The organism is Actinoplanes subtropicus (assembly GCF_000721705.1).
Classification (GTDB): Bacteria; Actinomycetota; Actinomycetes; order Mycobacteriales; family Micromonosporaceae; genus Actinoplanes; species Actinoplanes subtropicus.
Window position 1 is genome coordinate 236,496 of the sequence record NZ_JOJL01000011.1, and the last position, 25,548, is coordinate 262,043.

Annotated in this window: 22 protein-coding genes and 1 pseudogene; 9 read left to right on the plus strand and 14 right to left on the minus strand. The window is 69.9% G+C overall.

Going from position 1 to position 25,548, the window contains the following annotated elements; translation table 11 throughout:
• Positions 1-15: 15 nt before the first annotated feature.
• The 4 genes from IH26_RS0117590 to IH26_RS0117610 all read right to left on the minus strand — a co-directional run bounded on the left by IH26_RS0117590 (position 16) and on the right by IH26_RS0117610 (position 3,989).
• Positions 16-372 (minus strand): hypothetical protein, encoded by a 357-nt coding sequence (locus IH26_RS0117590; RefSeq protein ID WP_245665258.1) that lies wholly within the window; start codon positions 370-372, stop codon positions 16-18.
• A 4-nt stretch (positions 373-376) separates the two neighbouring features.
• Entirely contained in the window at positions 377-1,099 is a 723-nt protein-coding gene (locus IH26_RS59805; RefSeq protein WP_157437234.1) for a hypothetical protein, read from the minus strand.
• Positions 1,100-1,237: 138 nt separating this feature from the next.
• Complete coding sequence (locus IH26_RS0117605) at positions 1,238-2,833, minus strand: alpha/beta hydrolase (RefSeq protein ID WP_030437290.1); 1,596 nt, start codon at positions 2,831-2,833, stop codon at positions 1,238-1,240.
• A gap of 475 nt (positions 2,834-3,308) precedes the next feature.
• On the minus strand, positions 3,309-3,989 hold the full coding sequence (locus IH26_RS0117610) for a TetR/AcrR family transcriptional regulator (protein ID WP_063763699.1): 681 nt from the start codon (positions 3,987-3,989) through the stop codon (positions 3,309-3,311).
• A 65-nt stretch (positions 3,990-4,054) separates the two neighbouring features.
• On the opposite strand from IH26_RS0117610, the gene IH26_RS0117615 reads away from it, so the two are divergent.
• Together IH26_RS0117615 and IH26_RS0117620 are read left to right on the plus strand one after the other, a co-directional pair.
• Positions 4,055-4,324: a hypothetical protein gene (locus IH26_RS0117615; protein ID WP_211268666.1), complete on the plus strand. Its 270-nt coding sequence runs from the start codon at positions 4,055-4,057 to the stop codon at positions 4,322-4,324.
• 323 nt (positions 4,325-4,647) lie between these two features.
• Positions 4,648-5,451, plus strand: a complete 804-nt coding sequence (locus IH26_RS0117620; protein WP_030437293.1) for a maleylpyruvate isomerase family mycothiol-dependent enzyme — start codon at positions 4,648-4,650, stop codon at positions 5,449-5,451.
• Here IH26_RS0117620 and IH26_RS57955 read toward each other — a convergent pair.
• The 3 genes from IH26_RS57955 to IH26_RS0117630 all read right to left on the minus strand — a co-directional run bounded on the left by IH26_RS57955 (position 5,367) and on the right by IH26_RS0117630 (position 7,422).
• Entirely contained in the window at positions 5,367-5,948 is a 582-nt protein-coding gene (locus tag IH26_RS57955) for an MTH938/NDUFAF3 family protein (protein WP_084598883.1), read from the minus strand. The genes IH26_RS0117620 and IH26_RS57955 overlap by 85 nt on opposite strands.
• Before the next feature lie 379 nt (positions 5,949-6,327).
• The gene (locus IH26_RS0117625; protein WP_157437235.1) at positions 6,328-6,669 is read right to left on the minus strand and encodes a hypothetical protein; all 342 of its coding nucleotides are present in this window, start codon (positions 6,667-6,669) and stop codon (positions 6,328-6,330) included.
• Between the two features lie 66 nt (positions 6,670-6,735).
• Positions 6,736-7,422, minus strand: coding sequence for an SDR family NAD(P)-dependent oxidoreductase (locus IH26_RS0117630; protein WP_030437295.1), 687 nt, complete (start codon positions 7,420-7,422; stop codon positions 6,736-6,738).
• A 115-nt stretch (positions 7,423-7,537) separates the two neighbouring features.
• Between IH26_RS0117630 and IH26_RS0117635 the strand changes: the two genes are divergently transcribed.
• From IH26_RS0117635 to IH26_RS0117655, 4 genes are all read left to right on the plus strand, one after another.
• Positions 7,538-8,374: a LysR family transcriptional regulator gene (locus IH26_RS0117635; RefSeq protein WP_030437296.1), complete on the plus strand. Its 837-nt coding sequence runs from the start codon at positions 7,538-7,540 to the stop codon at positions 8,372-8,374.
• A gap of 378 nt (positions 8,375-8,752) precedes the next feature.
• Entirely contained in the window at positions 8,753-9,739 is a 987-nt protein-coding gene (locus tag IH26_RS0117645; RefSeq protein ID WP_063763700.1) for a DUF1996 domain-containing protein, read from the plus strand.
• Between the two features lie 81 nt (positions 9,740-9,820).
• Entirely contained in the window at positions 9,821-10,372 is a 552-nt protein-coding gene (locus IH26_RS0117650) for a sigma-70 family RNA polymerase sigma factor (RefSeq protein ID WP_030437298.1), read from the plus strand.
• Positions 10,369-11,073, plus strand: a complete 705-nt coding sequence (locus IH26_RS0117655) for an anti-sigma factor family protein (RefSeq protein ID WP_030437299.1) — start codon at positions 10,369-10,371, stop codon at positions 11,071-11,073. Before IH26_RS0117650 ends, IH26_RS0117655 begins: the two co-directional genes overlap by 4 nt.
• 117 nt (positions 11,074-11,190) lie before the next feature.
• On the opposite strand, the gene IH26_RS0117660 is transcribed toward IH26_RS0117655, so the two are convergent.
• From IH26_RS0117660 to IH26_RS64495, 3 genes and pseudogenes are all read right to left on the minus strand, one after another.
• Positions 11,191-12,765 (minus strand): alpha/beta hydrolase, encoded by a 1,575-nt coding sequence (locus IH26_RS0117660; RefSeq protein WP_030437300.1) that lies wholly within the window; start codon positions 12,763-12,765, stop codon positions 11,191-11,193.
• 93 nt (positions 12,766-12,858) lie between these two features.
• A complete protein-coding gene (locus IH26_RS0117665) occupies positions 12,859-13,335 on the minus strand; it encodes an SUKH-4 family immunity protein (protein ID WP_169789764.1) in 477 nt (158 codons plus the stop codon).
• A 380-nt stretch (positions 13,336-13,715) separates the two neighbouring features.
• Positions 13,716-13,784, minus strand: a pseudogene (locus IH26_RS64495) (SEC-C metal-binding domain-containing protein); the annotation flags it as partial.
• 332 nt (positions 13,785-14,116) lie between these two features.
• Between IH26_RS64495 and IH26_RS0117670 the strand changes: the two are divergent.
• Complete coding sequence (locus IH26_RS0117670; protein ID WP_030437302.1) at positions 14,117-14,662, plus strand: hypothetical protein; 546 nt, start codon at positions 14,117-14,119, stop codon at positions 14,660-14,662.
• Between the two features lie 13 nt (positions 14,663-14,675).
• On the opposite strand, the gene IH26_RS0117675 is transcribed toward IH26_RS0117670, so the two are convergent.
• Positions 14,676-15,002, minus strand: a complete 327-nt coding sequence (locus tag IH26_RS0117675) for a hypothetical protein (protein ID WP_030437303.1) — start codon at positions 15,000-15,002, stop codon at positions 14,676-14,678.
• 209 nt (positions 15,003-15,211) lie between these two features.
• Between IH26_RS0117675 and IH26_RS55890 the strand changes: the two genes are divergently transcribed.
• Positions 15,212-18,925 (plus strand): 5'-nucleotidase C-terminal domain-containing protein, encoded by a 3,714-nt coding sequence (locus tag IH26_RS55890; protein ID WP_051808230.1) that lies wholly within the window; start codon positions 15,212-15,214, stop codon positions 18,923-18,925.
• A 559-nt stretch (positions 18,926-19,484) separates the two neighbouring features.
• Here the strand turns inward: IH26_RS55890 and IH26_RS0117690 are convergent.
• Positions 19,485-20,618 carry an FxsB family cyclophane-forming radical SAM/SPASM peptide maturase gene (locus tag IH26_RS0117690; RefSeq protein WP_245665260.1) on the minus strand — a complete coding sequence of 378 codons (1,134 nt, stop codon included), beginning with the start codon at positions 20,616-20,618 and terminating at the stop codon, positions 19,485-19,487.
• Between the two features lie 230 nt (positions 20,619-20,848).
• On the opposite strand from IH26_RS0117690, the gene IH26_RS0117695 reads away from it, so the two are divergent.
• Positions 20,849-22,378, plus strand: a complete 1,530-nt coding sequence (locus IH26_RS0117695; protein WP_030437306.1) for a M4 family metallopeptidase — start codon at positions 20,849-20,851, stop codon at positions 22,376-22,378.
• A gap of 136 nt (positions 22,379-22,514) precedes the next feature.
• Here IH26_RS0117695 and IH26_RS0117700 read toward each other — a convergent pair whose 3' ends face one another.
• The gene (locus IH26_RS0117700) at positions 22,515-23,816 is read right to left on the minus strand and encodes a radical SAM protein (RefSeq protein WP_030437307.1); all 1,302 of its coding nucleotides are present in this window, start codon (positions 23,814-23,816) and stop codon (positions 22,515-22,517) included.
• Positions 23,817-24,213: 397 nt separating this feature from the next.
• Positions 24,214-25,527, minus strand: coding sequence for a lysylphosphatidylglycerol synthase transmembrane domain-containing protein (locus IH26_RS0117705; RefSeq protein ID WP_245665261.1), 1,314 nt, complete (start codon positions 25,525-25,527; stop codon positions 24,214-24,216).
• Between the last annotated feature and the right edge of the window lie 21 nt (positions 25,528-25,548).

The following is a 25,548-nucleotide window of genomic DNA, read 5'->3' on the forward strand; positions in this document are numbered from 1 at the left end:
CTGCCGGCGACGTGCCTACGCCGCCTCCTCCAGCACGGATCGGATCAGTCCGGCCAGTTCGCGGAGGAAGGCTGCGGCTCCCGCGTCGGTCGGATCGTGGTCGAGCGACTTGCCGGCCTCGCCGGCGACCATGCGCAGCAGCGTGCCGGTCGGCAGATCCGCGGCCAGCACGGCATCGATGGCGTCCAGGCCCTGACGGAGGGTCCTGGTGTTGTGCTGCGCGGTCATGTGCAGCTCTTCGCGGATCTCGCCCCACCCGTCGGTGTCCACCACATGGCCGTCCAGGAGGTCGCGGACCTTCTCCAGTGGCGGGCGGGCGTCCTGTTCCGCCATCCGTGCCCGTAACATGTCACGGGTCTGGGAAGGGTCCATGGCCTCAGAGTATCCCGGCAGGGAAGGCGCTCACGAGGAACAAGCGTGCGGGATCCGCACCCGGCACCAGCCTGATGCGCAGCCGCACGAGGCTGGTCGACATGTACTCCGCCTGGCGTGGTCCGAAGCCGTACATCCCGCCGTTGAGGAATCCCTCACCTACTCGGTGCCCGGCGTTGTATCCGGCCCTGTGAAAGCCCTTCAACGCCAGGTCGCCACGGATGTTCTCCCAGTTGCGCTGGACATATTCGTTGATCTCGCGGGTCATGACCGTCGCGTTGTCCCACTTGAAGGACTGGTTCTCCGGGCCGTCCCAGCCGTGGTCGCCGTAGATACGCCCTTCGATCGTCTGCACGCCGGCCTGCCGGCGTACGGGGAGGTCAGGACCATGCCGCTCGATTGTGTGCGCACGGGGATGAACCGCTTCGTTGTCAGCGACATGGATCTTCGGCGGGTCCTGGCCAAGTTGGTCGTATATGCGCATCGCGTGCGCGACTTCCGGGTCTTCCGGAACCGGCTCTCGCGTGGTGGGAGCGGCGTCGCCCCGGACTTCGCTGCCGACCGTTCGGGGACGTCCGCCCTGCAGCACTTGCAGAGCGTGCTGCTCGCCTTCGGCCACGTTCGAGGCCGGAAGTCGCGGGTGTGGCGAAGGTTCGTCGCCATCATCACCGTGTCGCGGCTGGGGGTCGTCGCCGCCGCTTTCGTGGCTCCTCGGCCGCGCCGTCACGGTTCCTCCCGGGCCCGTCGGTCGATCCGGCCATCGACTTGCGTCGCAGCCTAGCAACCGACGGCCACCGGACCCGGCGTAGCGAACGGCCCGGGAGCCAGCGACGGACTCCCGGGCCGGTCGGTGCCGGGCGCTAGGTCAGCGCACGGCGGGTGCCGCCTTGCGCACGGTTGCCATCAGGCTTCCGCTGGTGGTGCTGGTCGCGAGCGACTGGGCCGCCGCGGCCGTCGGGTCCGGCTGGGGGACCGGGGAGCACTGCACGTCGGAACGGTTGCCGTGTACGCGGGCCGGCAGGGCGCCGTTGGCCAGGTACGCGGCGATCGTGTCGTCGGTGCAGGTCACGCCGCTCAGCGAGCCGGCGTGGGTGGTGCCGCCGACGCCCTCGATGAGGACCGAGCGGGGGAACCGCTTGCGGATCTCGATGGCGCCGGGGTAGGGCGTGGCCGCGTCGTTGGTCTCGTTGATCATGAGGATCGGCGGGACCTTGCTGCCGTTGATGGAGACCGGCTTGCCGACGTTGCCCTTCCAGAACACGCAGGGCGCGTTGAACCAGGCGTTGTTCCACGTGATGAACGGGTACTTGGCGTAGATGCGCCAATTGTCCCGCTCCCACTTGTTCCAGTTGGTGGGCCACTGCACGTCCGTGCACTGGGTGCCCAGGTAGATGGCGAAGCCGTTGTCCGTGCCGGGGCCGGGCTCGGGGTAGAGCGCCAGCAGGTCGGTCGCGTCGCCCTTGTTGACGTACGCCGAGAACGCGGTGGCCACGTCCTCCCAGCCGTAGACGTAGTAACCGGCCTGGACGAAGATGTCGTTCCACTCGTCCGGGCCGATCTTGCCGGCGGCCGGTGTCTTGCGGAGCTTCTGCAGCGTGGCGTAGTACTTCGCCTTCACGACCTTGGCGCTGGTGCCCAGGTGGTACACCGAGTCGTACTTGGCGACCCAGGCGAAGTACGTGTCCATGTTCTTGTCGAACTGGATGTCCTGGTCGAGGTTGTCGCCGTACCAGACGCCCCGCGGGTCGACGACGCCGTCGAAGACCATGCGGCGCACCTGGCCGGGGTGCAGCGTGGCGTAAACCTGGCCCAGGTACGTGCCGTACGAGAAGCCGTAGTAGTTGATCTGCTGCTGCCCCAGCGCCTTGCGGATGCTCTCCATGTCGGCCACGTTGTCGGTGGTCTTCAGGTGGTTGAGCAGCGCACCGCCGGCCTTGGCGCACGCCTGCGCGTAGGCCTTGGACCGCGCCAGCCAGGTCTTCTCCAGCTGCTTGGTCACCGGGACGTAGTACGGCCGGTTGTAGCCGGCGACGTTGCCGTCGCAGGTCAGCGACGGAACGCTGGAACCGACGCCGCGCGGATCGAACCCGATCCAGTCGTAGTCGAGCCCCGCCTTGTTCGGGATCGCCGACTGGAGCACCGAGTAGATCAGGCCGGATCCGCCCGGTCCGCCCGGGTTGACCAGCATGACGCCCTGGTAGTTCGCGGTCTTGTGCAGCACCCGGGACACCGCGATCTTGATCTTGGTGCCGCTCGGGTGAGCGTAGTCGAGCGGGACGGTGACAAAGCCGCACTCGGCGCCGCGGGCCTTGAGGGTCGCGTTGGTGCACACGCCCCACGAGATCGCGGGTGGAGTGTAACCAGGAGTACCGCTGTTGGCCTGCGCCGCCGCCGGGATCATGCCGCCGGCCAGCACGAGCCCGGCAGTCGTGGCGACGGTGGCCGCCAGAAGTCGTCTCATACCCTGCCTTTCCTGTTCGGTTCGCCGCCCCCGTGTCGTTCGGGCGACCATCGAAGACTAGTGATCCAGCTACCGAGCGGAAGCCGTCCGTTAGGGCAGATTTCCACCCCAGGCGATCTTTCCCGTCGCTGGCCTCTCCGCCGGTGGGCGTGATGGTTCGCGTGGCCGTGGCATGATCGCGGCGATGAGCGACGGGGCGCGGTTTGTCGATGAGTTCTCGGCCCGCCCACCGATCGCGGCGTTGCCCGAGTTCTCCGGCCTGCTCGGGTCGGCGACGCTCACGCCGGTGTCGGTCGCGGATAATGCGTACGAGTTGCTGGCGTGGGAGCCGGCGGAGCAACGACGAGGATGGCTCTGCCTGCCGCCCCAGGCTGCGGGCGGGGCGGCAGTCGCCGAGATCCACCGGCTTCGCGGATACGTTCGTTACCCGCTGGAAGCCGACTGTCCTGGCCGCCCTTGCTCAGCCCGATCTGACTCAAGAGCCTGATGTTCGGTCGTCCGTGATCGATAGGCTGTCTGCTGGGTGGGAACGGCCGGTTGGTGACGCGTTTTGGTGGTGGCCGGCGAAGAGCCGGTCGACCTGTAGGTCGATCAGGTTCACGGCGTACTGCGGCGTGTATTGCCCGAGGAGGACGGGCGGTTGCAGTCCCTGGGCGCCGGCTACGAGGAAGGCCGCTTCGGCTTGCGGGTCCATGTCCGGGGTCACGTGGCCGAGTTCTTGGCCTTGGCGAAGCAGTGACGCGACCAGGTCTTCAAGTGTGTGCGGACTGTCCCGTACGGACTGGGCCAAGGCGCGATCGGTCAGGAAGCGCATGAAGTACGCGGCGTGCACGACTTGTGTCCGGCGCCGTTCGTCGTCCAGGGGAAGCAGCTCCAGCAGGATCGCCCGGACCGCGGCACGCGGGGATGGGTCGGGGCCGAGGTCGCTCATTCGCTGGGCTGCACGGCGTTCGGCGTCGGCGTTGAGGATCTCCAGCGCGCCCAGCAGCACGTGCTCGCGAGTGCCGAAGTAGTACTGCAACTGTCGTGCCGGGACGCCCGCTTCGGCCGCGACGTGACGCAAGGTGACGTCTTCCAGGCCGCCACGGGCGGCCAGCCGCCAGACGGCTTCGGCGAGTCGATGTCGACGTTGCTCATGGTCGACATGTCGGGGCATGCGGCTGTTCCTTCGGGCGGGGTTGCGACTCTCAACCGAGGTGGTTCGATCGTACCAATTCTGTTATGGTCCGATCGAACCATAACGTGGCTGCCGAGGAACGGGGGATCGCCATGGGACGTGTCGTTGTGCTGATCGTGGGCATGGTTCTGCTGGTTCTAGGGGCTCAGGGTGGTATCCGCCTGCTCGCCGACCATGACAATGCCGGAGTCTTGCGATGGCTACCGGGCGGCTTCGCTGCCCAACTGGGCTGCTTCGCGGCGATGACCCTCGCCGGCGCCGCCTTGGCCGCTGTGGGCGGGGCGAACGTCCGTCGCTCGAACTCGGGCCGATGACCAAGCCCTCCCGGCGACGCTCTATATCCAAGGAATCGAGTAGAGCCCGCGCGCCAACGCTGGCCGGGAAGCGTCGCCCTGGTCCGCGCCGGCGCCCGCTTCGAGAGTGGCAAGCTGGTCGAGCGTCATCCCGCCGATACGCCGCAGACGGCATTGGCATGAGCCGCCGGCCCACCACGCTCGTGGCTCTGGCCAGCGCCCGAGCGCGACAGTCCGGGCTCACCACATCCCAGCGAGCGTGACCATTGCGTACGTCACCGATGAGTTCGACCGGCACGCCGGGTCAATAGCAGCACAACGAACCTAGGGAAAGGACAATCCCAGTGACCGAACTGAACGCGGAACGCGCCCGGACAGCGATCGTCGAACACACCCGGCGTCTGGCGGAATCAGCCGCCGAGGCCGGACCTGACGCCGCCGTTCCCACCGCCCCGGGGTGGACCATCACCGCTCTGGTCGAGCACGTGGGCCAGACCCAGCACTGGGTGTCGGAGATCATCGAGCGGCGCGTCACGGAACCCGCGCAGTTGCCCACGCAGATGGCCGTGCTGCCCACCGACCCCGGCGAGTGGCAGGCATGGCTGTCGCAGTCCGCGCAGCGGGTCGCCGACGCGTGCTCCGATGAGGCACTCGACGCGCCGGTGTTCAACCCCGCGGCCGACGGGCGGTCCGGGACACGGTTCTGGATGTCCAGCATGCTCAACGAGGCGGTCGTCCACGGCTTTGACGCAGCCAACGCGGCGGGCCGGCCGGCCGACATCGACGCCGACATCGCCGCCGCACTCATCAGCAACCACCTCGCGCTGCTCACCTCCCCCACGTGGGAGATGCAACGGTCCGAGTCCGCCCACGCCATCCGGGGCACCGGGCAGACCCTGCAATGGCTGGCCACCGACACCGCGGACGGCGCTGGCGCTTGGTTCGTCGAACGGCGGCCTGACGGGGCGACATACCACCACGGCGCCGGGCAGGCCGATGTGACGGTGACCGGCCCGGCACGATCGCTGCTGCTCACCCTGACCCGGCGGATACCCCTCAACGATCACAAAGCCATCGGCATCAGCGTCGACGGCGACGCCGACCTCGCCCAACACTGGCTCGACAACACCGCACATGTCAGCGGCTGACCGGCACCGCCACGCCACCGCCGCGACGAACAGACGTGCCATTTAGTGGGTTGGTGTGGGTAGCTCTGTGGAGATTCGCCGTGGCGGAGGTGCGGCTGAAGAGAATGTCCACGGTCTCGACCGGGGCGAGTTGGTCGGCAGGTGGAGTGAAACAGCCCAGCCACCACCGTGATCTCGCGCAACTGGTGGTACAGCGCGACCGCCGCCGTTGTCTCCGCCACGTGCACGGTCACACCCCGCGCCTCCAGCCATTCCACCGTCGCCTGTGGCACCTCGAGCCGCTTCTCCATCCCCTGCGAGAGCACCACCGTCACCGCGCCGGCGGCAACCAACTCCTCCACGTCGGCAGGCTGGATACCCGGCGAGTGACGGGTACCAGTCTCAGCCCGATCCCACTCGCGGCCGCCTCCCGGCCACACCTTCAGATCCTTCACCACGCCGAGCCCATCAACCTCGAGCCGACCCCACGAGACCGCCAGAATCTCCGGTGGCGTCACATCAGCAACCTACCGCCGCGGCCCAAGGATTCCGGCCTCGGCGGGCGGCTGCAGTTCCCCCTCCATCGACTTCCAGCAGGGCAGCGGCCGCGGGATGAGGATACGGGTCAATGCGAGGCGTTCGCGCCTCGCAAAACGGCCTGTTCCTCTACGCGATCGAGGATCCTCGACACGGGGTGGTCCTTGGCGGTACCGAGTGGGCCGGCGTTGACGAGACTGACCCAGACGAGTCGCCACCACCGTAGGGCTTCTACCAGACGGTCAACGGCTACCCACGCGCTTGGACCCGACCTGCGTCACACGAGCGGCGCACGCCGCCCCGCAGCGCGCACCATCTACGGCGAATGTATGTGCGGCGCACAGCGTGCAAAGAGACCCGTCAGCCCGTCGGTGATTTGCCATCCAGTATGCGAGTGCGCCGCGCCTCGTAATCCTGGGCGGAGAGGACACCCAGACCGCAATAGGCACCGTGGTCGTCGCAACTGAATCCGACCGCGAAACTGGCGACCGCTTCCTCGAGTCCGACCCAGGTGACCAGAACGTGCTGTGGCACCGGCTCGGAGATCACGCCGGGGTGGCCGTGCCACATGCGATCGCACCGGGGCTCGGCATCTCCGGCGTGGACCATCGTGACATCGAGGCCGCTCTCCGTGGGACCGAGGTACTCCACGAAGAGCCCAGCGGACAGCCGGGAAATGTCCAAGACGTCAGGCTCGGCCATCAATAAGAGGTTACTTGACGGTGAGACCGCGTCCGTTGATCGCATCAGGCAACGTGGACCGACGGATCAGGCGCCGATGAGGTGCTCGGCGGGCGCGCGGCTGGTGTGCAGGTCCCAATACAGGCGTGCGATGTCGTCGGGTTCCTTGAGCGAAGCGCCGTCCGGTGCGCCGGGCGTGCCGGCGATCCAGGCGCCGATCGCGACATGGCCGGCGTAGACCCCCTTGTCGGCCAGCGCGGCGTTGAGGGTGAGGGCCCACTTGCGCAGGGCCGCGCCCGCCATGCCGGCGCTCACGAAGACCGGCGCGGGTGTAACCGATGATGCCCCGGTGGTGTACAGCAGTGTTCCGGTGCCGACGCTCAGCATCGCCGGCAGCACCGCGCGGGTCGCGGTGATCGCGCCGTAGCAGATGCTTTCGATCTGCGGCACGAGGTTGTCCACGGTGACGTCCAGGGCTCCGGTGCTGCGTACGGCTTGGCTGCTGCCTGCCGGCGGGGCGGCGTAGTGCAACACGTCGATTCCGCCGAACCGTCCCGCCGCCGTGTCCAGGGCTGCGGCCAGCGCGGCGTGGTCGGTGACGTCGGCGGGAAAGCCTGCGGTCTTGACACCTTCGGCCGACAGTTGCTCGGTGAGCACACCGAGTCGCTCGTTCGAGCGGGCGATCAGTGCGACGTCGAAGCCGTGACTCCCGAAGATTCTCCCGAGGGACAGGCCGAGGCGGGTTCCGGCGGCGACGAGTGCGATCGCGGGCATGGTGATCTCCTTGGAGGGGGTCGCCCGCCAGCCACCTGACGGGACGGCCTCACCTCATCACCGGTGTGCACCATGCGTCCAAGACCAACCGGGCGACGATCGATAACCTGGAGGAATGGACCGGTTGGAGACGCGGGAACTGGCGTACTTCCTGGCTGTTGCCGAGGAACTGCACTTCGGCCGCGCCGCAACCCGACTGGGCATCGCGCAGCCCGCGCTGTCCAAGACGATCCGCCAACTGGAACGCAGGCTGGGCGTCACCCTGTTGGAGCGGACCAGCCGCGCGGTCGCGCTGACCGAGGCCGGCCGGGTGCTGACCCGCGAGGCACGCGTCGCGTTGGACGCGCTATCAGCCGCGGCGCTGCGCACGCAGCGGGCCGGCATCCGCGAGCCGCGTCTGGTGCTGGCCATGAAGCCCGGCGGTGACGGCGGCCTGCTCCCGGCCATCCTCGCCGAGTACGAACGCCAACCAGAGGTACTGCCGGTCGAGGTGGCCTTCGACGCCGACGGTGCCCGGTCGCTGCGCGAAGGACGGGCGGACGCCGCGCTGCTCTACGCGCCGCCGGACGACTTGCCGGGCCTGGACACCGAAACGCTGCTGACTGAGGCACCGGTCGCTGTGCTACCCACCTCCCACCCGCTCGCCCGGCGGACCAGCCTGCAGATGGCTGACCTGGCCGGCGAATGCCTGCACCGCAAGCCCACCGATCCCGACGCGATGCAGAGCATCAGTGCGCTGATGCATCTGATCGCCCTCGGGCGCAAGGTCGCCGTGCTGCCCCGGGTGCTGACGACGCCACTACGCGACGATCTGACCACGGTCCCCGTGGTGGACGTCCCACCAAGCGTCCTCCTGCTCGCCTGGCCCGCGCACAGCACCTCCCCGTCCGTCGCGGCCCTCGCACGCGCCGCCACAACCGCTACGCGCCCAACCCATTCGCGTCGCCCGTGATCGCACGTTGTACCACTTCGTGATCGGCGGGGGCCCAGCCCGCGGGCGCGGTCGTCGGTAAGATCAGACGGTCGTGGCAGGAGCGCGGGCGCAGCGACCGTCGTCCAGCAGCAGCGTGTGTGCCTCGGGCAGCGGGCGTCCGGCGGCAGTTCGAGCAGTCAGCCGGGGTTGAGGAGGTTCGGGTCGACCAGCCGCCCGCCGTCCGGCTGCAGCCGGTCCCGGTTGAGCGCGAAGATCTCCTGCGACCGCAGCTCCGAGTCGCCGGGCAGGGTCATCGGTTCACGGAGGATCGGGCGGAGATCGCGCGGATCCGGAACTGTCGATTAATATCTCCGCGACGCGCTGGGCTTACGGGCCGCGCGCCAATAGCGTGCAGTCATGGGCAATGCGTCTGCGGGGCGGGACCGCACCGCGGCGGCGCGTCGCGCGACCGTGGCGCTGGTAGTGCTCGTGGAGTTGCTGCTGCTCACCGCCGTGCTGGTGGCGACGCGCCGGCTGCCGGGCGCCCAGCCCGCCGCCGGCGCCGATCGCGGCCGGGTCGACATTGCGGACGTGCCGGAGCCGGGGCCCGAACCGGCCGCGCTGCCCGGCGCCGCCACCGGGACGTACACGTGGAATTGCGGACACAACGCCGAGGGCCATCGCAACAGCGCGAACGTGGTCGCCTCACCCGGAAAGGTGCCGCCGCAACTGCACGCGCACGAGTACGTCGGCAACCTCTCCACCGATGACGACTCGACCGACGCCAGCCTGGCGGCGGCCAGGACCACCTGCGACAACGGCGATCAGTCCACCTATTTCTGGCCGGTTCTGCTGGTCCGCGGCGCCGGGATGGACGGGCACGGCCAGGTCCGTACGCCCGCCTCGGTGGTCTTGACCTTTCTCGGCAACCCGGTCGCGCCGGTCGTGGCCATGCCGCGCTTTCTGCGCGCGGCCGTCGGCAACGCGCGGGCGCTGACCGAGCCGATGCTCGCCACCAGTCCGACGTGGACCTGCTCCAGCACGCCGCGGCGCCGCACCGACGGCTATCCCCGATGCCCGGCCGGTGATCAGGTGCTGCGGGTCTTCGAGTTCCCGAGCTGCTGGGACGGCCGGCGGCTGGACAGCCCCGATCACCGCGCGCACCTGGTCGCGCCGGGGCCCGGGGGCGCCTGCCCGCACGCGACCTTCCCGGTGCCGCGCCTGCGCATGACGGTCGCCTACGATGTGCCGGCCGGCGCCGACTTCGTGGTCGACGCGTTTCCCGACCAGAACTACGACTCCCGTACGGATCACGCGTTCTTCATCAGCATCGTGCCCGACCGGGTGATGGCCCAGGTGGTCCGGTGCCTGAACTCGGGCCGTACGTGTTCATCGGAAACTTAGTGAACCGTTTCGGTCGGCGGACCGTAGCTCAAGTGACCGCAGGAGACGCACCGCCGGTGCGGCCAGGGAGGGCGGACATCGATGGTCAGGTTGCGGACGCCCCGGCGTCAGGCATCCAGCGACGAGGCACTGGTCCGATCGCTGTACGAACAGCACGGCGGGGCGCTGCTCGCCTACGCCACCCGGCTCACCGGGGATCGGGCCACGGCCGAGGACGTACTGCAGGAGACGTTGATCCGGGCCTGGCGCAACGCCGGCTCGCTGACCGAGTCGGCCGGGTCCATCCGGGGCTGGCTGTTCACGGTCGCGCGGAACGTCATAACGGACAAGATGCGGGCGAAGGCGGCCCGGCCCACCGAGGTGGTGGAGACCGAGGCGACCGTACCGGTGGAGCGTGACCACGCCGATCGGGTGGTCGACTCGATGGTGGCCTACCAGGCCCTGGAGCACCTGTCCGACGAGCATCGCAGCGTCCTTGTGGAGATCTACTTCCACGGGCGCTCGGTGACCGAGACCGCGCAGGTGCTCGGCATCCCGGCGGGGACGGTGAAGTCCCGCAGCCACAATGCGATGAAGAACCTCAGAGACCTGTTGCACAGGCGGCCGGTCGCCCTGGAGGGGGTTGCCGGATGACTACCGATGCACACGATGCGCGCCTGGTCGGCGCGTACGTGCTCAACACCATGGATCCCAGCGAGCGGGCCGAGATGGATGAGCATTTGACGGGATGCGCCGCGTGCCGGACCGAACTGGCCGAGCTCGAGGCGGTGCGGGACGTGCTGGGCGAGATCCCCCCGGAGGCGCTGCTGCACGAGCCGCCGGACGCCGATCTGGTGCTGCAGCGGACGCTCCGGCAGATCCGTACGGAGAAGAACTCCGCCGGAAACATGCGGCGCGGGCTGGCGATCGCGGCCGCGACGGTCGGCATCCTCGGCGCGGTCGCCGTGGGCGTCGGCGTCGGGCGCGCCACTTCCCACTCGCCCGGCGGGGTCGTGGCGGGGCCCACGGCCACCGTGTCGGTGCAGCCTGGGACCCGGACGGGCACGGTCGTCGACCCGCGCACCAACGCGCGGCTGACGGCCTCGCTGACTCCGGCCGCCGGGTGGGTACGGGTCAACGCCTCGATCACCGGCATCCCGGCCGGGGAGAACTGCCGGCTGCTGCTGGTCGGCCGGGACGGCAGCCGCGAGGTCGCGGGCGGCTGGGTGGTGTCGCCGCAGGGCGCGACCGACGGCACCAACCTGGACGGCAGCGTCGCGATCCCCCCGGCCGACGTGGTCGCCGTGGAGGTCCGCGACACCGCCGGAAAGACCTTCGTCCACCTCGACATCTGATCGGCCACGGCGAGCTCGGCCCCGGGTGGGCGAGCTCGCCGTGGATCAGCTGGATCGGGGTCCCCGGAGAGACATCTCGGGGTCGGACGGGGCCGCCATGCGGCCGGTTCCCGGTGTCTAATTCTGATCGAACGGTTGGCGGTCGGTCTGGCAGACCGTGCCGGGCGGCGGCAGCTTGATGCCGATCAGGTACTGGGTGGCGATCGTGTCGGCGCAGGCGCTCTGGCCGCCGAGGATGGTGTGGCCGTACGCGTCGACGCTGACCAGCCGGTCGGAGCCCAGTTCGGCGGCCATGCGCCGGTCGAAGTGGTAGTTGGTGGCCGGGTCGTGGTAGTTGCCGAACAGCAGCACCGGGTTGGCGGTCGGCCGGTTCCACGGGCCGTGGTAGCGCTCCGGGTCGGTGACCGGCCAGGTGGCGCAGGCGAGTTGGCTGAACGCGTGCCCGCGGCCCACGGTCGGCGACTCGCGTTCCCAGCGGGCGGCGATCGCGGGGTAGATCTCGGGCGTACGCGGGAAAGGCTCGTCGGCGCAGTTCACGCTGATCCCGGCGTCGTTTCCGCTGTACGGCGTGTCGAGCAGGCCGTTTCCGTGGTTCGATGTGGTCCACCAGGCGCCCGAGGCGCGGATCGCGGCGGGCGCCGCGGCCGGGTGGATCGCCTCGTACAGCGCCTGCAGGTTGGCGGCCAGGTCCGGGTAGTCGTCGGCGGAGTACAGGGCGCCCGAGACCGCGCCGGTGAACATGCTGAGCGTGATGGTGCCGCCGAGCGCGGGCACCGTTATCGGGCCCTGGCGCAGCCGGGTGCGGATCTCGGCGAACTTGGCAGCCGGGTCGCCGCCCGCGCTGAACGCGCAGGCGCTGCCGACCTGCTTGCAGAGGGCGAGGAAGGCGTTGACCACTTCTTCCTGGCCGGCGGCGCGCTGCCGCAGATATTCCAGACCGTTTCCGGTACGCAGGGCCGGGTCCACATTGCCGTCCAGGACCAGCGTGCGTACGCGCTGCGGGTAGAGGTTGGCGTAGGTGGCGCCCAGCAGCGTCCCGTACGAGAACCCGAGGTAGTTGATCCGGGACTCGCCGACCGCTGCCCGCATCCGGTCGAGGTCCCGCGCCACGTCCAAGGTGGACACGTGGCCGAGCAGGGGACCGGCGTTGGCCGCGCAGGCACGGGTGTAGTCCCGGTTGCCGCGCAGCGTCGAGGCGATCTCGGCGCGGGTCACCGGCACGTCGACGATCTCGCCGAAGACCGCCTCGGCCTCCTCATCGGTCGTGAAGCAGCGCACCGGCGTGCTGCGGCCGACCCCCCGCGGGTCGAAACCGATCAGGTCGAAACGCGCCGCCACCTCGGGCAGGCGCTGGAACCCGGCCATCGGCATGGTGTAGCCGCTGCCGCCCGGCCCGCCGGGGTTCAGGAACAGCGAGCCGACCCGGTGCGCCCGGTCGTCGGCCGAGCGCCGGAGCAGCGCGAGGCTGACCGTGCCGGCCGACGGGTGCGCGTAGTCGAGTGGTACCTGGTACGTCGCGCAGGTGTACGTGCCGTGGTCGCCGGCCGGCACCTGCGCGAGAACGTCTGCCGCGCAAGCACCCCAGGCGATCGGCGGCGCGGTGCCCGCCGGCGCCGCGTGCGCCGCGACCGGCTGCACGAGCAGCGCCGCGGCGACTCCGGCCGCGACGGCGAACCGCATTTCTCCCCGCATCAAACCTCCCCGAAACGATGACGTACGGTGCCCTGCCATCGTCGTGGCTCGATGCGGCGAGGGCATCCGGGGATACCCTTACGGTGCGTTCTTTCAGAGGATGCCGTCGTCGACCTGTTCCAGGATGATCGACCACCACGGCCCCTTGACCGCCCGCTTGTCGAGGTCCTTCAGCGCCTTCTTGAGCTGCTTGACCCGCGACTTCCGGTCATCGGGGCGCGGGGCGGGCGGCCTGATCTCGCCGCGCCGGAACGCGGCCAGCCGCTCGGCCATCTGCTCCGCCGAGTACGTCACCGGCCCGCTGTCCGCGGCCGGGTCGGCGTCGAAGAAGGCGGCGAACAGGTCGAGGAAGCCGTTCAGCGACGCGACCGAAGAGTTCATGCGGGTACGGTCGCTGCCGTCCGCGGAGCAGCACCAGACCACGCCGGCGCGGTCGACCGCGACCAGGTCCGTGGTGGGCTCCTCGATGTAGCCGATGACCGTCAGCCTGTCACCGCCCACAACCACCTCGGCCGGCCCCTCCCGGTCGTCCAGCACAACACCGAGAACCTTCTCGTTCGATGCGTTCACGGCGCACAGGCTACGGGGCGGCCGGCGGGTCGCATCAGCGAGTCCTACGCCGGCTGTTACTTCCATCATCCTGACGAGACGCCGAGTTCGCCGAGGCCGGCCTGGCCCCGGCGACCAGATACGCAGTGGAAGGCGGCGCCTGACTGTTCGCCGACCGGGACGGCTGGCTGGACGGCGACGAACGCACCGCCGGGCTGCTGGAAGCCTTGCGCTCCGTCGAGCGGGAACCAAGCCTGTTCGGCATCAGCTCGCACCTGCTGACCGCGGCCGCCGTGAAGTAGGCGAAGCGAAGGCACCACGCACCAGGGCAAGTCTCAGCGGCAGGGACGGCCGTGGTCGACGCTGGTCAATCGCGGACGTAGTAGTGGCCGTTGGCGTCGTCATACCGTCCACCCGGACGGCAGCAGCGACGGAAACCGCCGCCCGGAACCGCACGGGCACGGGTCGTTGCCGCCGAGCTTCTCGACGAGTTCGGTATCGTGACCGACGACGCGGTCGCCCCGCTTGACGTGGGTCTCGCTAAAGGGAACCCCCGACGGCGCTTGCTGCTCGGCTCAAAAGGACATCTCGAAGTTCCCGTTGCGGCCCATCACGACCTCCTGAGGTATTACGAATCATGCTCAGGTGCTGTACCTGCAGCGCGAGAGAACCATAGACACCGAGGCCCCTACCTGCCACCGAATTCCGGAGCCCAGTTTCTGGCAGGGCCCCGCCGCAGGCGACGCCGTGGTGAGCGGCGGGAGATCGACGTGGCCTGGACAAGACGCCCGACACTGGGGGAGTGCTGGACGTGGACCAGGCTCTCGTGACGATGGCGCAGATCGGTGTCGCGCTCCCGGGCTTCGCCGGGGTGATCACTTCGTTGCGGCACCGGGGAAATGCCGAGCTGCTGCCGCCGGAGATTCGGGGGCTGCTTCTGATGCTCACGCTTGCCTCGATCGTGGTGATCGGCGGTATCGCGCCGTTCGTGATCGTCACGGCGGTCGGGGAGCGGCAGACGTGGCGGATCTGCGGGGTCTGCCTCGGGCTGATGCTTGCCGGTGTGGCCGGCTACAACGCCTGGATCGCTCACCGTGATAGGGACACGCCCTGGGCGCCACGGCGGCCCCGAGTGCTCCGATGGAGCTTCGTTGTTCCGGGGCTGGTGGTGGCGTTCACGCAACTGCTGGGCGCCTTCTGGCCGAGTCCTGGCCTGTACTTGGCGGGACTGCTACTCGTGCTGGTCGGTGGAGGGCGGCAGTTCATGCTCCTGCTGGTGCTGGCGCCGATGCACGAACGACCGGCAGCGGCTGGTCAGGAAGGGGTGTCGACGCTCCCGGACGAGTGACCCCGGGCCGCGGTCACGCCATGGCCAATCCGACAGCCACCAGGGGAATCGTGACGAAAAGAAAGACGCCGACACTTGTCAGTGCGCCGTAGGGAATTCCTTCTGTCGGTGAGTTCGAGTCGATGCCGACCCACGCGTTGACATCCGCCATGTGGAGCTTCGTCGGGATCTGCCCGCCGGTCACGGAAACCAGGCTGCCGAGGACGATCAAGCATGCGCCGAAATGGTGCGAAAATTGTCCGCCGAGAGCCGCGAGCCATGCCAGGGCGAACGCGGCCGCGAGCCCGGCGCACACCGCGATGTAGACGATGGCCTCACGAAGGCCTTTGAAGATCGTCATCGAGCCATTCCCACTTCTCTCCGAGGGCGGGGTTCAGACTATCCCAGGGCGTGACCTTTGTGGGGAACCGGACCAATCGGCGCGTGTGGGGTGGATCATGGCCGGAAGTTTGCCCCGGCGTCGTTGACCCGCATCCATGCACAAGTCAAGGTAGGTCGATTTCTACATTCGACTCGTGCCACAGCATTGAGATGAACAAAAGGTGTGAAATGGTCAACAGACGATTTCTCGATCCGCCGCTGGCGGGCTTCCTCACGGTCGCGCTCACCGCGGCGGGCGTGGTGGCCACCGGTGGGCCGGCAGCGGCTCACCATGGGTCCGGTGAGACGCCGGTGGTGCTCTTCAGCTCCGACGGCATGCGGCCCGACCTCATGCAGCGGTACGCCGCGCAGGGGCAGATGCCCGCGTACGCCGACCTCATGCGCCGCGGCGCGACCGGGGCGAACGGCCTGACCCAGGGGTTCCCGCCGAACACGGGGCAGGGCTGGTACACGATGGCCACCGGCGCCTGGCCGGGCGTGCACGGCAGCACCAACAACACGTTCTTCGACAACCGGCAGGCGTTCACCACGTCGACGTCGTTCTCGTTCCACGGCAACGGTGCCAGCCCGGGCAGCGATCCGACCAACGTGCTCGAGGCCCAGTCGGTCGCCTCGAGCGCGGAGCTGGCCGGCAAGAAGGTCGCCCAGCTGGAGTGGACCGGCGGCCTGAACGCCAACATCAGCGGCCCGACCGTCGACTACGCCACCTTCTACTCGCAGCGCGGCCTGCTCGAATACCCGGCCAACCCGGCCAAGCAGACCAGCGCCGCGGGCTTCGGGCTGTCCTACCAGGTCGCCGCGTTCACGCCGGCCACCGGCTGGACGAACGTGCCGGCCAGCAACGGCAAGCCGGCCGAGCAGGCCACGCTGACGGTCACCTCGACGTCGGCGGCGCTCAACCCCACCAGAACCTTCGACCTCTACGTGTACGCGAGCGGCAAGCGCGGCTACGACAAGGTCGTGATGGTCCCGTCGTCGGCCGCCAAGGACGGCAGCAAGGCGGCGGCGAACCTGACCCCTCGCACATACCGCCCGGTCAAGCTGAAGGGCGCGGACGGCCTGATCGGCACGGCCGCGGGGGAGAGCGCCGGCTTCTACGTCGACGTGACGAACCTGGCGAGCGACCTCTCCAGCTTCGGCCTCTACTTCACCTCGGTCACCCGGCCCAACGCGCACTGCGCGACCGCGGCCTGCAACGCGCTGCCGGCCGGCGCCGCGGGCGAGGACAAGCTCGCCAAGTACATCGCGGACAACCTGCCCCCGGCGATCTTCGGCGACTTCGCGCCCGAGGAGGCCGGCCTGATCGACGAGGACACCTGGTACGGCCAGACCGTGGGCCTCAACCAGGCGTACGACCTCGCGGTCTTTGATTATGTTCTGAAGACGCTGCAGCCGGACACGCAGGTGTTGCTGGCCGGCACCGACCAGACCGACGAGGTGAGCCACCAGATCCTCGGCCTGCTCACCCCGACCGCGCCGGACGGCAGCGCCAACCCCTACTTCGACCGGGTCGCCGGCAGCGGGCCGCGGGACAACCGGCTCGCCCAGCGCGAGGGCTACCTGCGCGGCGCCTACCACTCGGCGGACGCGCGGCTCGGCTTCGTCCGCTCGACGCTGCACAACCCGGACGTTCTCGCCTCCAGCGACCACGGTTTCGCGCCGCAGTGGTACGCGGTCGACGCCCCGCTGGTGCTCAAGCAGCTCGGCCTGCAGGACGTCGAGCAGACCGGCAACTGCCGCCCGGCGGCGGCCAGCCAGGCCGGCAAGACGATCGCGAAGGCCTGCTGGGCCGGCGCGACCACGCAGATCTACCTGGACCTCAAGGGCCGCAACCCGGACGGCGTGCTCGCGCAGGCCGACTACCAGGCGACGGTTGACAAGATCGTCGCGGCGTACCGGGACCTGAAGGACCCGGCGACCGGCAAGCCGGTGGTCGAGAAGGTGCTCACCAAGGCCCAGTTGGCGAACGTGGACGGCAGCGACTCGCTCAACCCGACCCGCTCCGGCGACGTCGTGGTGGTCACCAAGGTGCCGTACGAGTTCGACGGCAACACGGTCGGCACGATCGTCGCGCCGTCCCGGTTCTTCGGCCAGCACGGCTACCTGCCCGACGACGTCGACCTGCCGCACAACATCAACATGCACGCGACGTTCGTGGCCGGCGGCCCGGACATCGCGCACGTCCCGGCGGTCCGCGGGGTGCGCGCGGTCGACCTGGCCCCGACGCTGGCGGTGCTCGGCGGCTTCAACCCGCCGCTGCAGGCCCAGGGCAGCGTGCTCACCTCGATCATCAAGGGCGGTTCCCGGTACGGGACGGGACAGCTCCTGGCGATCAACGACGTGCACGGCAACCTGACCCACGACGGGCTCACCTACACCGACCCGTTCACCGGTGTGAAGGACACCGCGGGCGGGATCGCCACGCTCGCCGCGTACCTGAAGAGCGCGAAGGCGGCGGACCCGCGGGACACCGTGACCGTCGAGGCCGGTGACATGGTGGGCGCCAGCCCGCCGGCGTCCGGGCTGCTGCGCGACAAGCCGACGCTGGACGCGCTCAACAAGATGGGGATCGAAGTCGGGACGCTCGGCAACCACGAGTTCGACCGCGGCGTCACCGAGATGCTCCGGCAGATCAACGGCGGCGTGTCCACGATCGACCCGACGATCACCTTCGACAAGCTGAACTTCCCGATCGTCGACGCCAACGTGATCAGCGACAAGACCGGAGAACCACTACTCCGGCCGTACGTGCTCAAGCGGATCGCCGGCGTGCCGGTGGCCTTCATCGGCGCCACCACGATCACCACGCCGACGATCACCACGACCGGCGCGACCACCGGCGTCCACTTCACCGACGAGGCCACCGCCATCAACGGGCAGGTCGCGGCGCTGAAGAAGAAGGGCGTACGGGCCTTCGTGGCGGTCATCCACGAGGGTGGCTTCCAGACCGGCTACCCGGTCGGCACGGTCGGCGACCGGATCAACACGATCGCGGCGAACCTCGACCCGGCCGTCTCGGTGCTGATCAGCGGGCACAGCCACTCGGTCGTGGACACCCGGGTCGGGCACGCGCTGGTCATCCAGGCATCGTCCTACACGCGGGCGTTCGACCAGGTGCACCTGCTGCTCGACCGGCACGCCGGGACGATCGCGGCGACCTGGGGCTCGGTGCTCCCGGCCTGGGAGAACCAGCCGCCGCTGTCGACCGACCCGTCGGCGCCGGCCGTCCAGCCGGACCCGGCGGTGCAGAAGATCGTGGACGCCGCGGTGACCGCCACGAACCCGGTGACCCAGCGGGTGATCGGCAACGCGGCGGCCGACGTCCTCTCCCAGCGGGAGGGCGGGGCCACGGCGGCGGGCGAGTCGCCGGCCGGTGACCTGATCGCCGACTCGCAGCGGGCGTACACCAAGACGCAGCTCGCCTTCGTCAACACCGGCAGCGTGCGGGCCGGGCTGACGGCGGGCGAGGTGACCTACGGTGACCTGTTCACGATGCAGCCGTTCCAGGACGACTACGTGGACACGTTCTCGCTGACCGGCAAGCAGGTGTGGGATCTGCTCGCGCAGCAGCTCGCGACCGGCACCGGCGGGATCATGCAGATCTCCGGCTTCCACTTCACCTACTCCGGCGGCAAGATCACCGGGGTGTGGCTGGGTGCGGCCGGCGACAACAGCACCCCGATCCCGAACGACACGTCGGCGTCCTACACCGGCACCGCCAACTCGTTCATGATGGGCGGCGGCGACGGCTTCACGGTCCTGACCGGCGCCGGCAACATCGTGCAGACCGCCGACGCCGAGCTGGTGCCGCTGGTCTGGTACGTCGGCACCCTCCCCAACCCGTTCACGTACACCACCGACAAGCGCATCGCGATCGGCTAGGCATTTCTGCTCGTGCGGTCGGTCCGGCTTTGGTGGGTGGCCGGGCCGGCCGGCCCTGGCCCGGGGCTGCGTGGTCGCTGCTCGCGCGGCCGGCCGGCCGGGCTGGGTGGGTGGCCGCGCTGGCTCGCCCTGGCCCGGTGCTGCGTGGTCGCGGCGGCTGCGGCCGGTCACGGTGGGCGATTTGCGCGCATGCCAGGGTCGTCAGGCCACGATCTTCGCGGCAATGATGATGGGTTGCTGTTCGCCGCGAACAGCAACCCATCATCGTGCGCTGGCCGTCGGTGAACCTTGACGCGTATCTGTTCGCCACGAACAGCAAGTCATCACCGTCGTGGCCGGCCCCACCATGCTCGGCCGGCCGCACGAGCGGCAACCACGCAGCCCCGGGCCATGGCCAGCCAGCCCAGCCGCCCACCATGCTCGGCCGATCGCACGAGCAGCGACCACGCAGCCCCGGGCCATGCGAGCCGGCCCAGCCATCCACCAAGCCGGCAGCGAACCCACCGGACAGCACGCAGGCAACGCTCAGAGCGCGAAAGATGTCTTCCGCCGGGCGGGATCACCGTCCCAGCCGGCCCAGATCCGCGGTGACCCGGCCGCCGACGTGCCGGATCAGCCGCAGCAGGTCGGCGCAGTAGACCGACGGGTTGCGGAAGCCGGAACCGCGCCGGTAGCGGTGCGCGTAGTGGCCGCCGCCGCAGATGCGGTGCACGGAACAGGCCCGGCACGTGTCGGCGAGCCCGCGGACCCCGATCTGCCGGGCCACCACGCCGGGATGGCCGAGCGCCGCGTCGAGCGGATCGGTCAGCACGTTGACGCCCGTTGAACACGCCCCCTCGTAGGCGGACTTGAGCGCGTCGACCTGCTCGACCGCGCCGTCCGTCTCGATCACCGCGAGCGCGGCCGGGCTGAGTCCGACCTGCTCGCTGCGGCTGCGCCCGCCGATCGTGAGGGCGATCAGCGACTCGAACAGCCGGACCCGGGTGGCCTGCGGCCGGCTGTCGTACCAAACATCAAAGACCGGGATCAACCAATGTGCGTACGGGGTTCCGCCCGGTGGGGGCCGCTCCCAGTTGGCGTGCGGCAGGAGGAAATCGACGGCCGGCGGGTCGAACGCGAGCAGGGCCTCGTAGCAGCCGATCGGGTCGGACTCCGGGTCGACCGTGCACAGCAGGCCGGCGTACACGTCGCGGTGTTCTGCTCTGGAAAGCAGGGATAGCGCCCGGTGCACCGCGCCGGAACTGCCGCGGCCGTCGGCGTAGCGGCGGTGCCGGTCGTTGGCGCCGGGCGGCCCGTCGAGGCTCACCCCCACGCTCACCTCGTCGGCCCGCAGCCAGTCCAAGGTCGCCTCGTCGAGCAGGGTGCCGTTGGTCTGCAGGGTGAATTCCGCCGGGCAGGGCAGCGCGGCCCGCACCGTACGCACCATCGCGCGCAACCGGTCCCGCCCGGCCAGCAGGGGTTCGCCGCCGTGCAACACCAGCCGCACCCGGTCCAGCCCGTGCCGGGCGGCGTGCTCGCCGATCCGCCGCGCGGCCGCCTCGACGACGTGGCCCGGCATCACCGTCGCCCGGTCGCGCCAGCTCTGGTCGGCGTGCTCGTAGACGTAGCAGTAGTCGCACGCGAGGTTGCACCGCTGGTGGACCTTGAGCACGAACTCGCGGAACGGGGTGGGCCGCCAGCCCTCGGCGCGCAACGCGGCGACGTCCAGCGAGCGATGGGGCCACTCGGGATGGGTCGGCTCGGGTCGGCGGGAGATCGGCAGAAGCTACCACCTTCCGACGTACTACGTGAGCCGAGGGTTTTCCCCATTCCTTTGATCCATGTCGATATATAGCGTCGGTTCGGTAACGCCGGTCGCGGTTACCCGGCCGCGCCGGAGTCGAGCCCGCCCGTCACCCCCCGGGCGGGGAAGGAGTGCGTCTGATGTCCCGAATCCCCCTCGTCATCGCCGTGGGGACCGCCACCGCGGTCGCCGCCGCGCTGACCGCCGGGCCGGCCGTCGCCCAGGCAGCGCCGGCGCGAACCGCCGCCTCGCCGGCCGCCGCGGCCGATGCGCTGGTCGCGGCGAAACCCGCGTACCTGCACGTGAGCTCGGCCGAGACGTTCCAGCGGCAGGCCGTGACCACCTCGGCCGGCTTCAGCTACGTCTCGTACACCCGCACCTACCAGGGCCTGCCGGAAGTGGGCGGCGACTTCGTGGTGATGACCGACGCGAACGGCGTCGCGCGGTACACCTCGGTCGCGCGGACCAGCGCGGTCGGCGCCCTGTCGGTGACCCCGAAGATCTCCGACCGGGCCGCCCGGGCCACCGCCCGCAAGCAGCTCAGCTCGGTCAGCAAGGTCGAGGGCACCCAGCTCGTCGTGCTCGCCGACGAGGGCACGGCCGCCAAGCTGGCCTGGCAGACGACGGTCGACGGGATCCGCGCCGGCGGCCCGAGCCGGCTCACCGTGAACGTCGACGCGGTCACCGGCCAGGTGCTCAGCACGGACGAGCACGTCACCGAGGCGACCGGCAGCGGCACCGGCTGGGTCTACGGCTCGGTGTCGCTGAGCACCACCCAGTCCGGCTCGACGTACCTGCTGCAGGACCCGTCGCACACGACCGTGCGGGCGCAGAACGCGTCGAACAACGCCACGTTCTCCGGCTCGGACAACGTCTGGGGCAACGGTAACGGCACCAACCGGGAGACCGGCGGCGTGGACGCGCTGTTCGTCGCGGAGAAGCAGTTCGCGATGCTCTCGGCGTGGCTCGGCCGCAACGGCCAGAACGGCTCCGGCGGCGCGTGGCCGATCCGGATCGGCCTGAACGACGAGAACGCGTACTACGACGGCACCCAGGTGCAGATCGGCCACAACACCGCGGGCGACTGGATCGCCTCGGCCGATGTGGTCGGCCACGAGCTGGGGCACGGCATCGACGACCACACCCCGGGCGGCATCTCCAAGCGCGGCACCCAGGAGTTCGTCGCCGACACGTTCGGCGCGGCCACCGAGTGGTACATCAACAGCCCGATGGACCCGCCGGACTACCTGGTCGGCGAGGAGGTCAACCTGGTCGGCAGCGGCCCGATCCGCAACATGTACAACCCGTCCGCGCTGGGTGACAGCAACTGCTACTCCTCCAGCATCCCGAACCAGGAGGTGCACGCCGCGGCCGGCCCCGGCAACCACTGGTTCTACCTGCTGGCCCAGGGCAGCTCCGGCAACGGCCAGCCGGCCAGCCCGACCTGCAACGGCAGCAGCGTGACCGGCGTCGGCATCCAGAACGCCATCAAGATCATGTACAACGCTATGCTGCTCAAGACGTCCAGCTCGTCCTACCTGAACTACCGCAAGTGGACGCTGCAGGCCGCGAAGAACCTGTTCCCCGGCAGCTGCACCCAGTTCAACTCGGTGAAGGCCGCCTGGAACGCGGTGAGCGTGCCGGCCCAGTCCGGCGAGGCCACCTGCTGACCGTTCGCTAGGCGTCGACTCGTACCGTACGAGCGTTCGACGAGCCCCCGGCGTGCCGGGGCCGGCGGCTGCAACGACAGCCCCGGCCCCGGCCGCCGGGCTGTACCGGCCCAAGACCTCGCACGTCGGCGGGAGCTCAGTCGTTCGAGGGCAGACTGTCCATGAACGACGAGACCGAGAAGACCGCGCGTCCCGCACCCGGCTCGCCGTAGCCGGGCGGGCTGGACAGGCCGTTCGCCTCCATCGTCGCCCGGTACACCTCGAGCAGCCGGATGTGGTACTCCAGGGGCGCACCGGCCGGGTTCGTCCGGCCCAGCGGGGTGGTCGGCTCCGGGCACCAGGTGGTGAACCGCGGCGTGATGCCCCGCGACATGAAGTACTGCAGGCCCTCGGCGGTCGACTCGATCGCCTCGTCCACGGTCCGGAAGCCGAACGGCTCGGCCATCTCCACGCCCGCCACGAAGTTCGGGATCACGTTGCGCGGCCCGAACACCTCGGCCGACTCCAGGATCCGGCGGTGCCACTCCTCGCGGCCCACGTAGCGCTCCTTGCCCGGGCAGTACAGCTCGAACAGCCGCTTGTCCCACACCTCGTAGTTGGGGTGGTAGATGCTGATCCCGTAGTCCTTGAACCGCTGCACGTCGGCCCGGGGCAGCGCCTGCGCCACCACCTTGCCGATCCACCGTCCCGGGAAGCGCTCCTCGATCGCCTGCGCGTACCGCCCGTAGAAGTCCGCCTCGGCCAGCCCGTCGACCTTGCGCGTGACGCTGCCGCCGGTCAGCGTGTACGCCTGCGACGCCTTCGCCGTGTCGTACTTGTCGATCAGCTCGAGCGCCTCGAGGACCTCCTCGACCGGCTTCACCCCGGTGTACGGCCGCCCGGCCGCCTTGTGCTGCCGGAAGTTGTGGTTGATGTCGCAGTACTGGCACTCCTCCGAGGCCCCGAAGTACTGACACACCCGGTAGACGGTCAGGTAGACGAGGTAGCCCCACTGGATCGTCGGCGCCACCTCCATGACCTGCTTGCCGTTCGCCAGGGTGTGCCGGTAGTAGTCCGGCATCGGCGGCAGGCCGACCTCGGCGATCGCGCGGTCGTCCAGAAAGAGCTTGAGTTGCCCGTCTTTGTCGGCCTTGACCCGGTAGGGGGAGTCCGGGTTCGTTCGCACACTCACCACCGTGCGGCGCAGGTCATAGGGGCCGCCGAGCAGGACGATCTCCTCCGGCGGGCGGCGCAGGGCGGCCTGGCCCAGCTCGGGGAGGGTGCGGTGGTCGAACGAGAAGATGAAGTACGACTTGGGCTTGACGTCGCCGCTCTCGTTGTCGGTCAGCGCGGAGTCGTCGAAAGCCAGGCCACCACGCAGCAGGTCCTCCTTGATCACGGCTTCCCGGGGGACATGCGGAAAACGGGCCATGAGGTCTTCGACGAGATCGGTACGCATGCGACGCCTCTCCTGACTATGCGGCTCATCCCATGTCATCACACGAACCTCCCGTATCCACCCCGGGGGAGACGTTCATGACACCGGTTGCGTCGTAGAACCAAGATCAAGATCCAGCCATCGTACGGGTCAGAAGAGTCCCGCCTGCAGCAGGCGAGCTGGCTGCCGTCCCGGCCCCGTGCCGCCCGCTGCGGGCTGAGCTGCAACTTGGGCAGGCCGGCCCGGGCGTCCGGTCACCCAGCTGCCGCCGCTCACCGCGGCGGCGGAGATAGGGACGTCGCAGCTCACGCCCACCTTGCGGCCCCCCTTGCTCTGCGCACCGATACGCGACGTTGCGGCTCACGGCCAGGGTGCGGCCACCCTTTTTGCTCTGCGCACCGATTCGCGACGTTGCGGCTCACGGCCAGGGTGCGGCTCCCTTTGCTCTGCGCACCGATACGCACCGAAGATGAACGCCTATTCGATTTCGGTGCGTATGCGTGCGCAGAGCAAAGGGAGCCGCAGGTACCTGCTGACCTGCGCCTATCCCGGCGGGTGGCCGGCCTGAGCGGTCGGCCACCGAGATGTGCCGCTCAGTCGCCGGCGACAGACGTGGACGCCGTGGCAGGCGCGGCGACAAATGCTGTGGCGGGCGTGGTGGTGGGCGTGGCGACTGGCGTCGTGGTAGGCGCTGCGGCGGGCGTGGTGGTGGGCGCTGCGGCGGGCGTGGTGGTGGGCGCTGCGGCGGGCGTGGTGGTGGGCGCTGCGGCGGGCGTGGTGGGCGGTAGAGGACGACCGCTGCCACGGCGGCCGTGGTGTGCACGCCGCTGGCGATCAGGCCGAGGATCAGGGCGCTGTCGATGATGCCGAGGCCGCCGGGGACGATCGTGATGGTGCCGGCGGCCATCGCGGCGCAGAAGGCCAGGAGCACGTCGGGCAGGCCGGCCGGGGTCACGCCCACGGCGCGGAAGCAGAGCCACAGGCAGAGGGCGTCCAGGAACCAGTTCGCGAGGGCGTAGAGGGCCGCGGCCGCGCCGTGGCCGGGGCGCAGGCGGGCGGCGCGCAGCTGCTCCAGGAAGCCGCGGATGCGCTCGTCGCCGTCCGTCTCGGGGCGGCGGCGCAGGCGGTTGACCAGGCGGATCAGTGGGCGCACGGTGTCCGGGTCGCGGGCCACCCGGCGTACGCCCAGGGTCAGCAGGACGCCGGCGACCAGCAGGGCGGCCAGGTGCTGCCAGTGCGTGACGCCGCCCGCGGCGAGGGCGCTGACCAGCGTGACCACGGCCAGGGCGCAGGCGGAGAGGATGCCGCTGAGGGCGATGCACCAGGAGGCGATGGCGGGGGTGGCGCCGAAGCGGCGCATCTGCTGGTAGTTGAAGCGGGTGGAGAAGGCTGGTCCGCCGGGCAGCGTCGCGCTGAGCGAGTGTGCGGCGTAGGCCAGGCGCAGGTGCTCGACCAGCGGGGCGTGCACGCCGGCCGAGCGCAGCAGGTAACGCTGCATGCGGCCGTAGGCGTTCATCGCGACCAGCTCGGCGACGGTGGCCAGGGCCAGCCAGCCCAGGTGCGGGGTGCGCAGCTGGCGCAGGGCGCTGCTCAGCGAGTGCCAGCCCAGCACCAGCTCGACGCCGAACAGTACGACGACAGCGGCGATGCCGGCCAGGCGGAGCCAGCGGCGGCGATCCACCGCGGGCGAGGCTGCGTCAAGGGCCACGATCGGGCTGTCCACGGCGGTCATCGCCGGGACCATCGGCGCTCG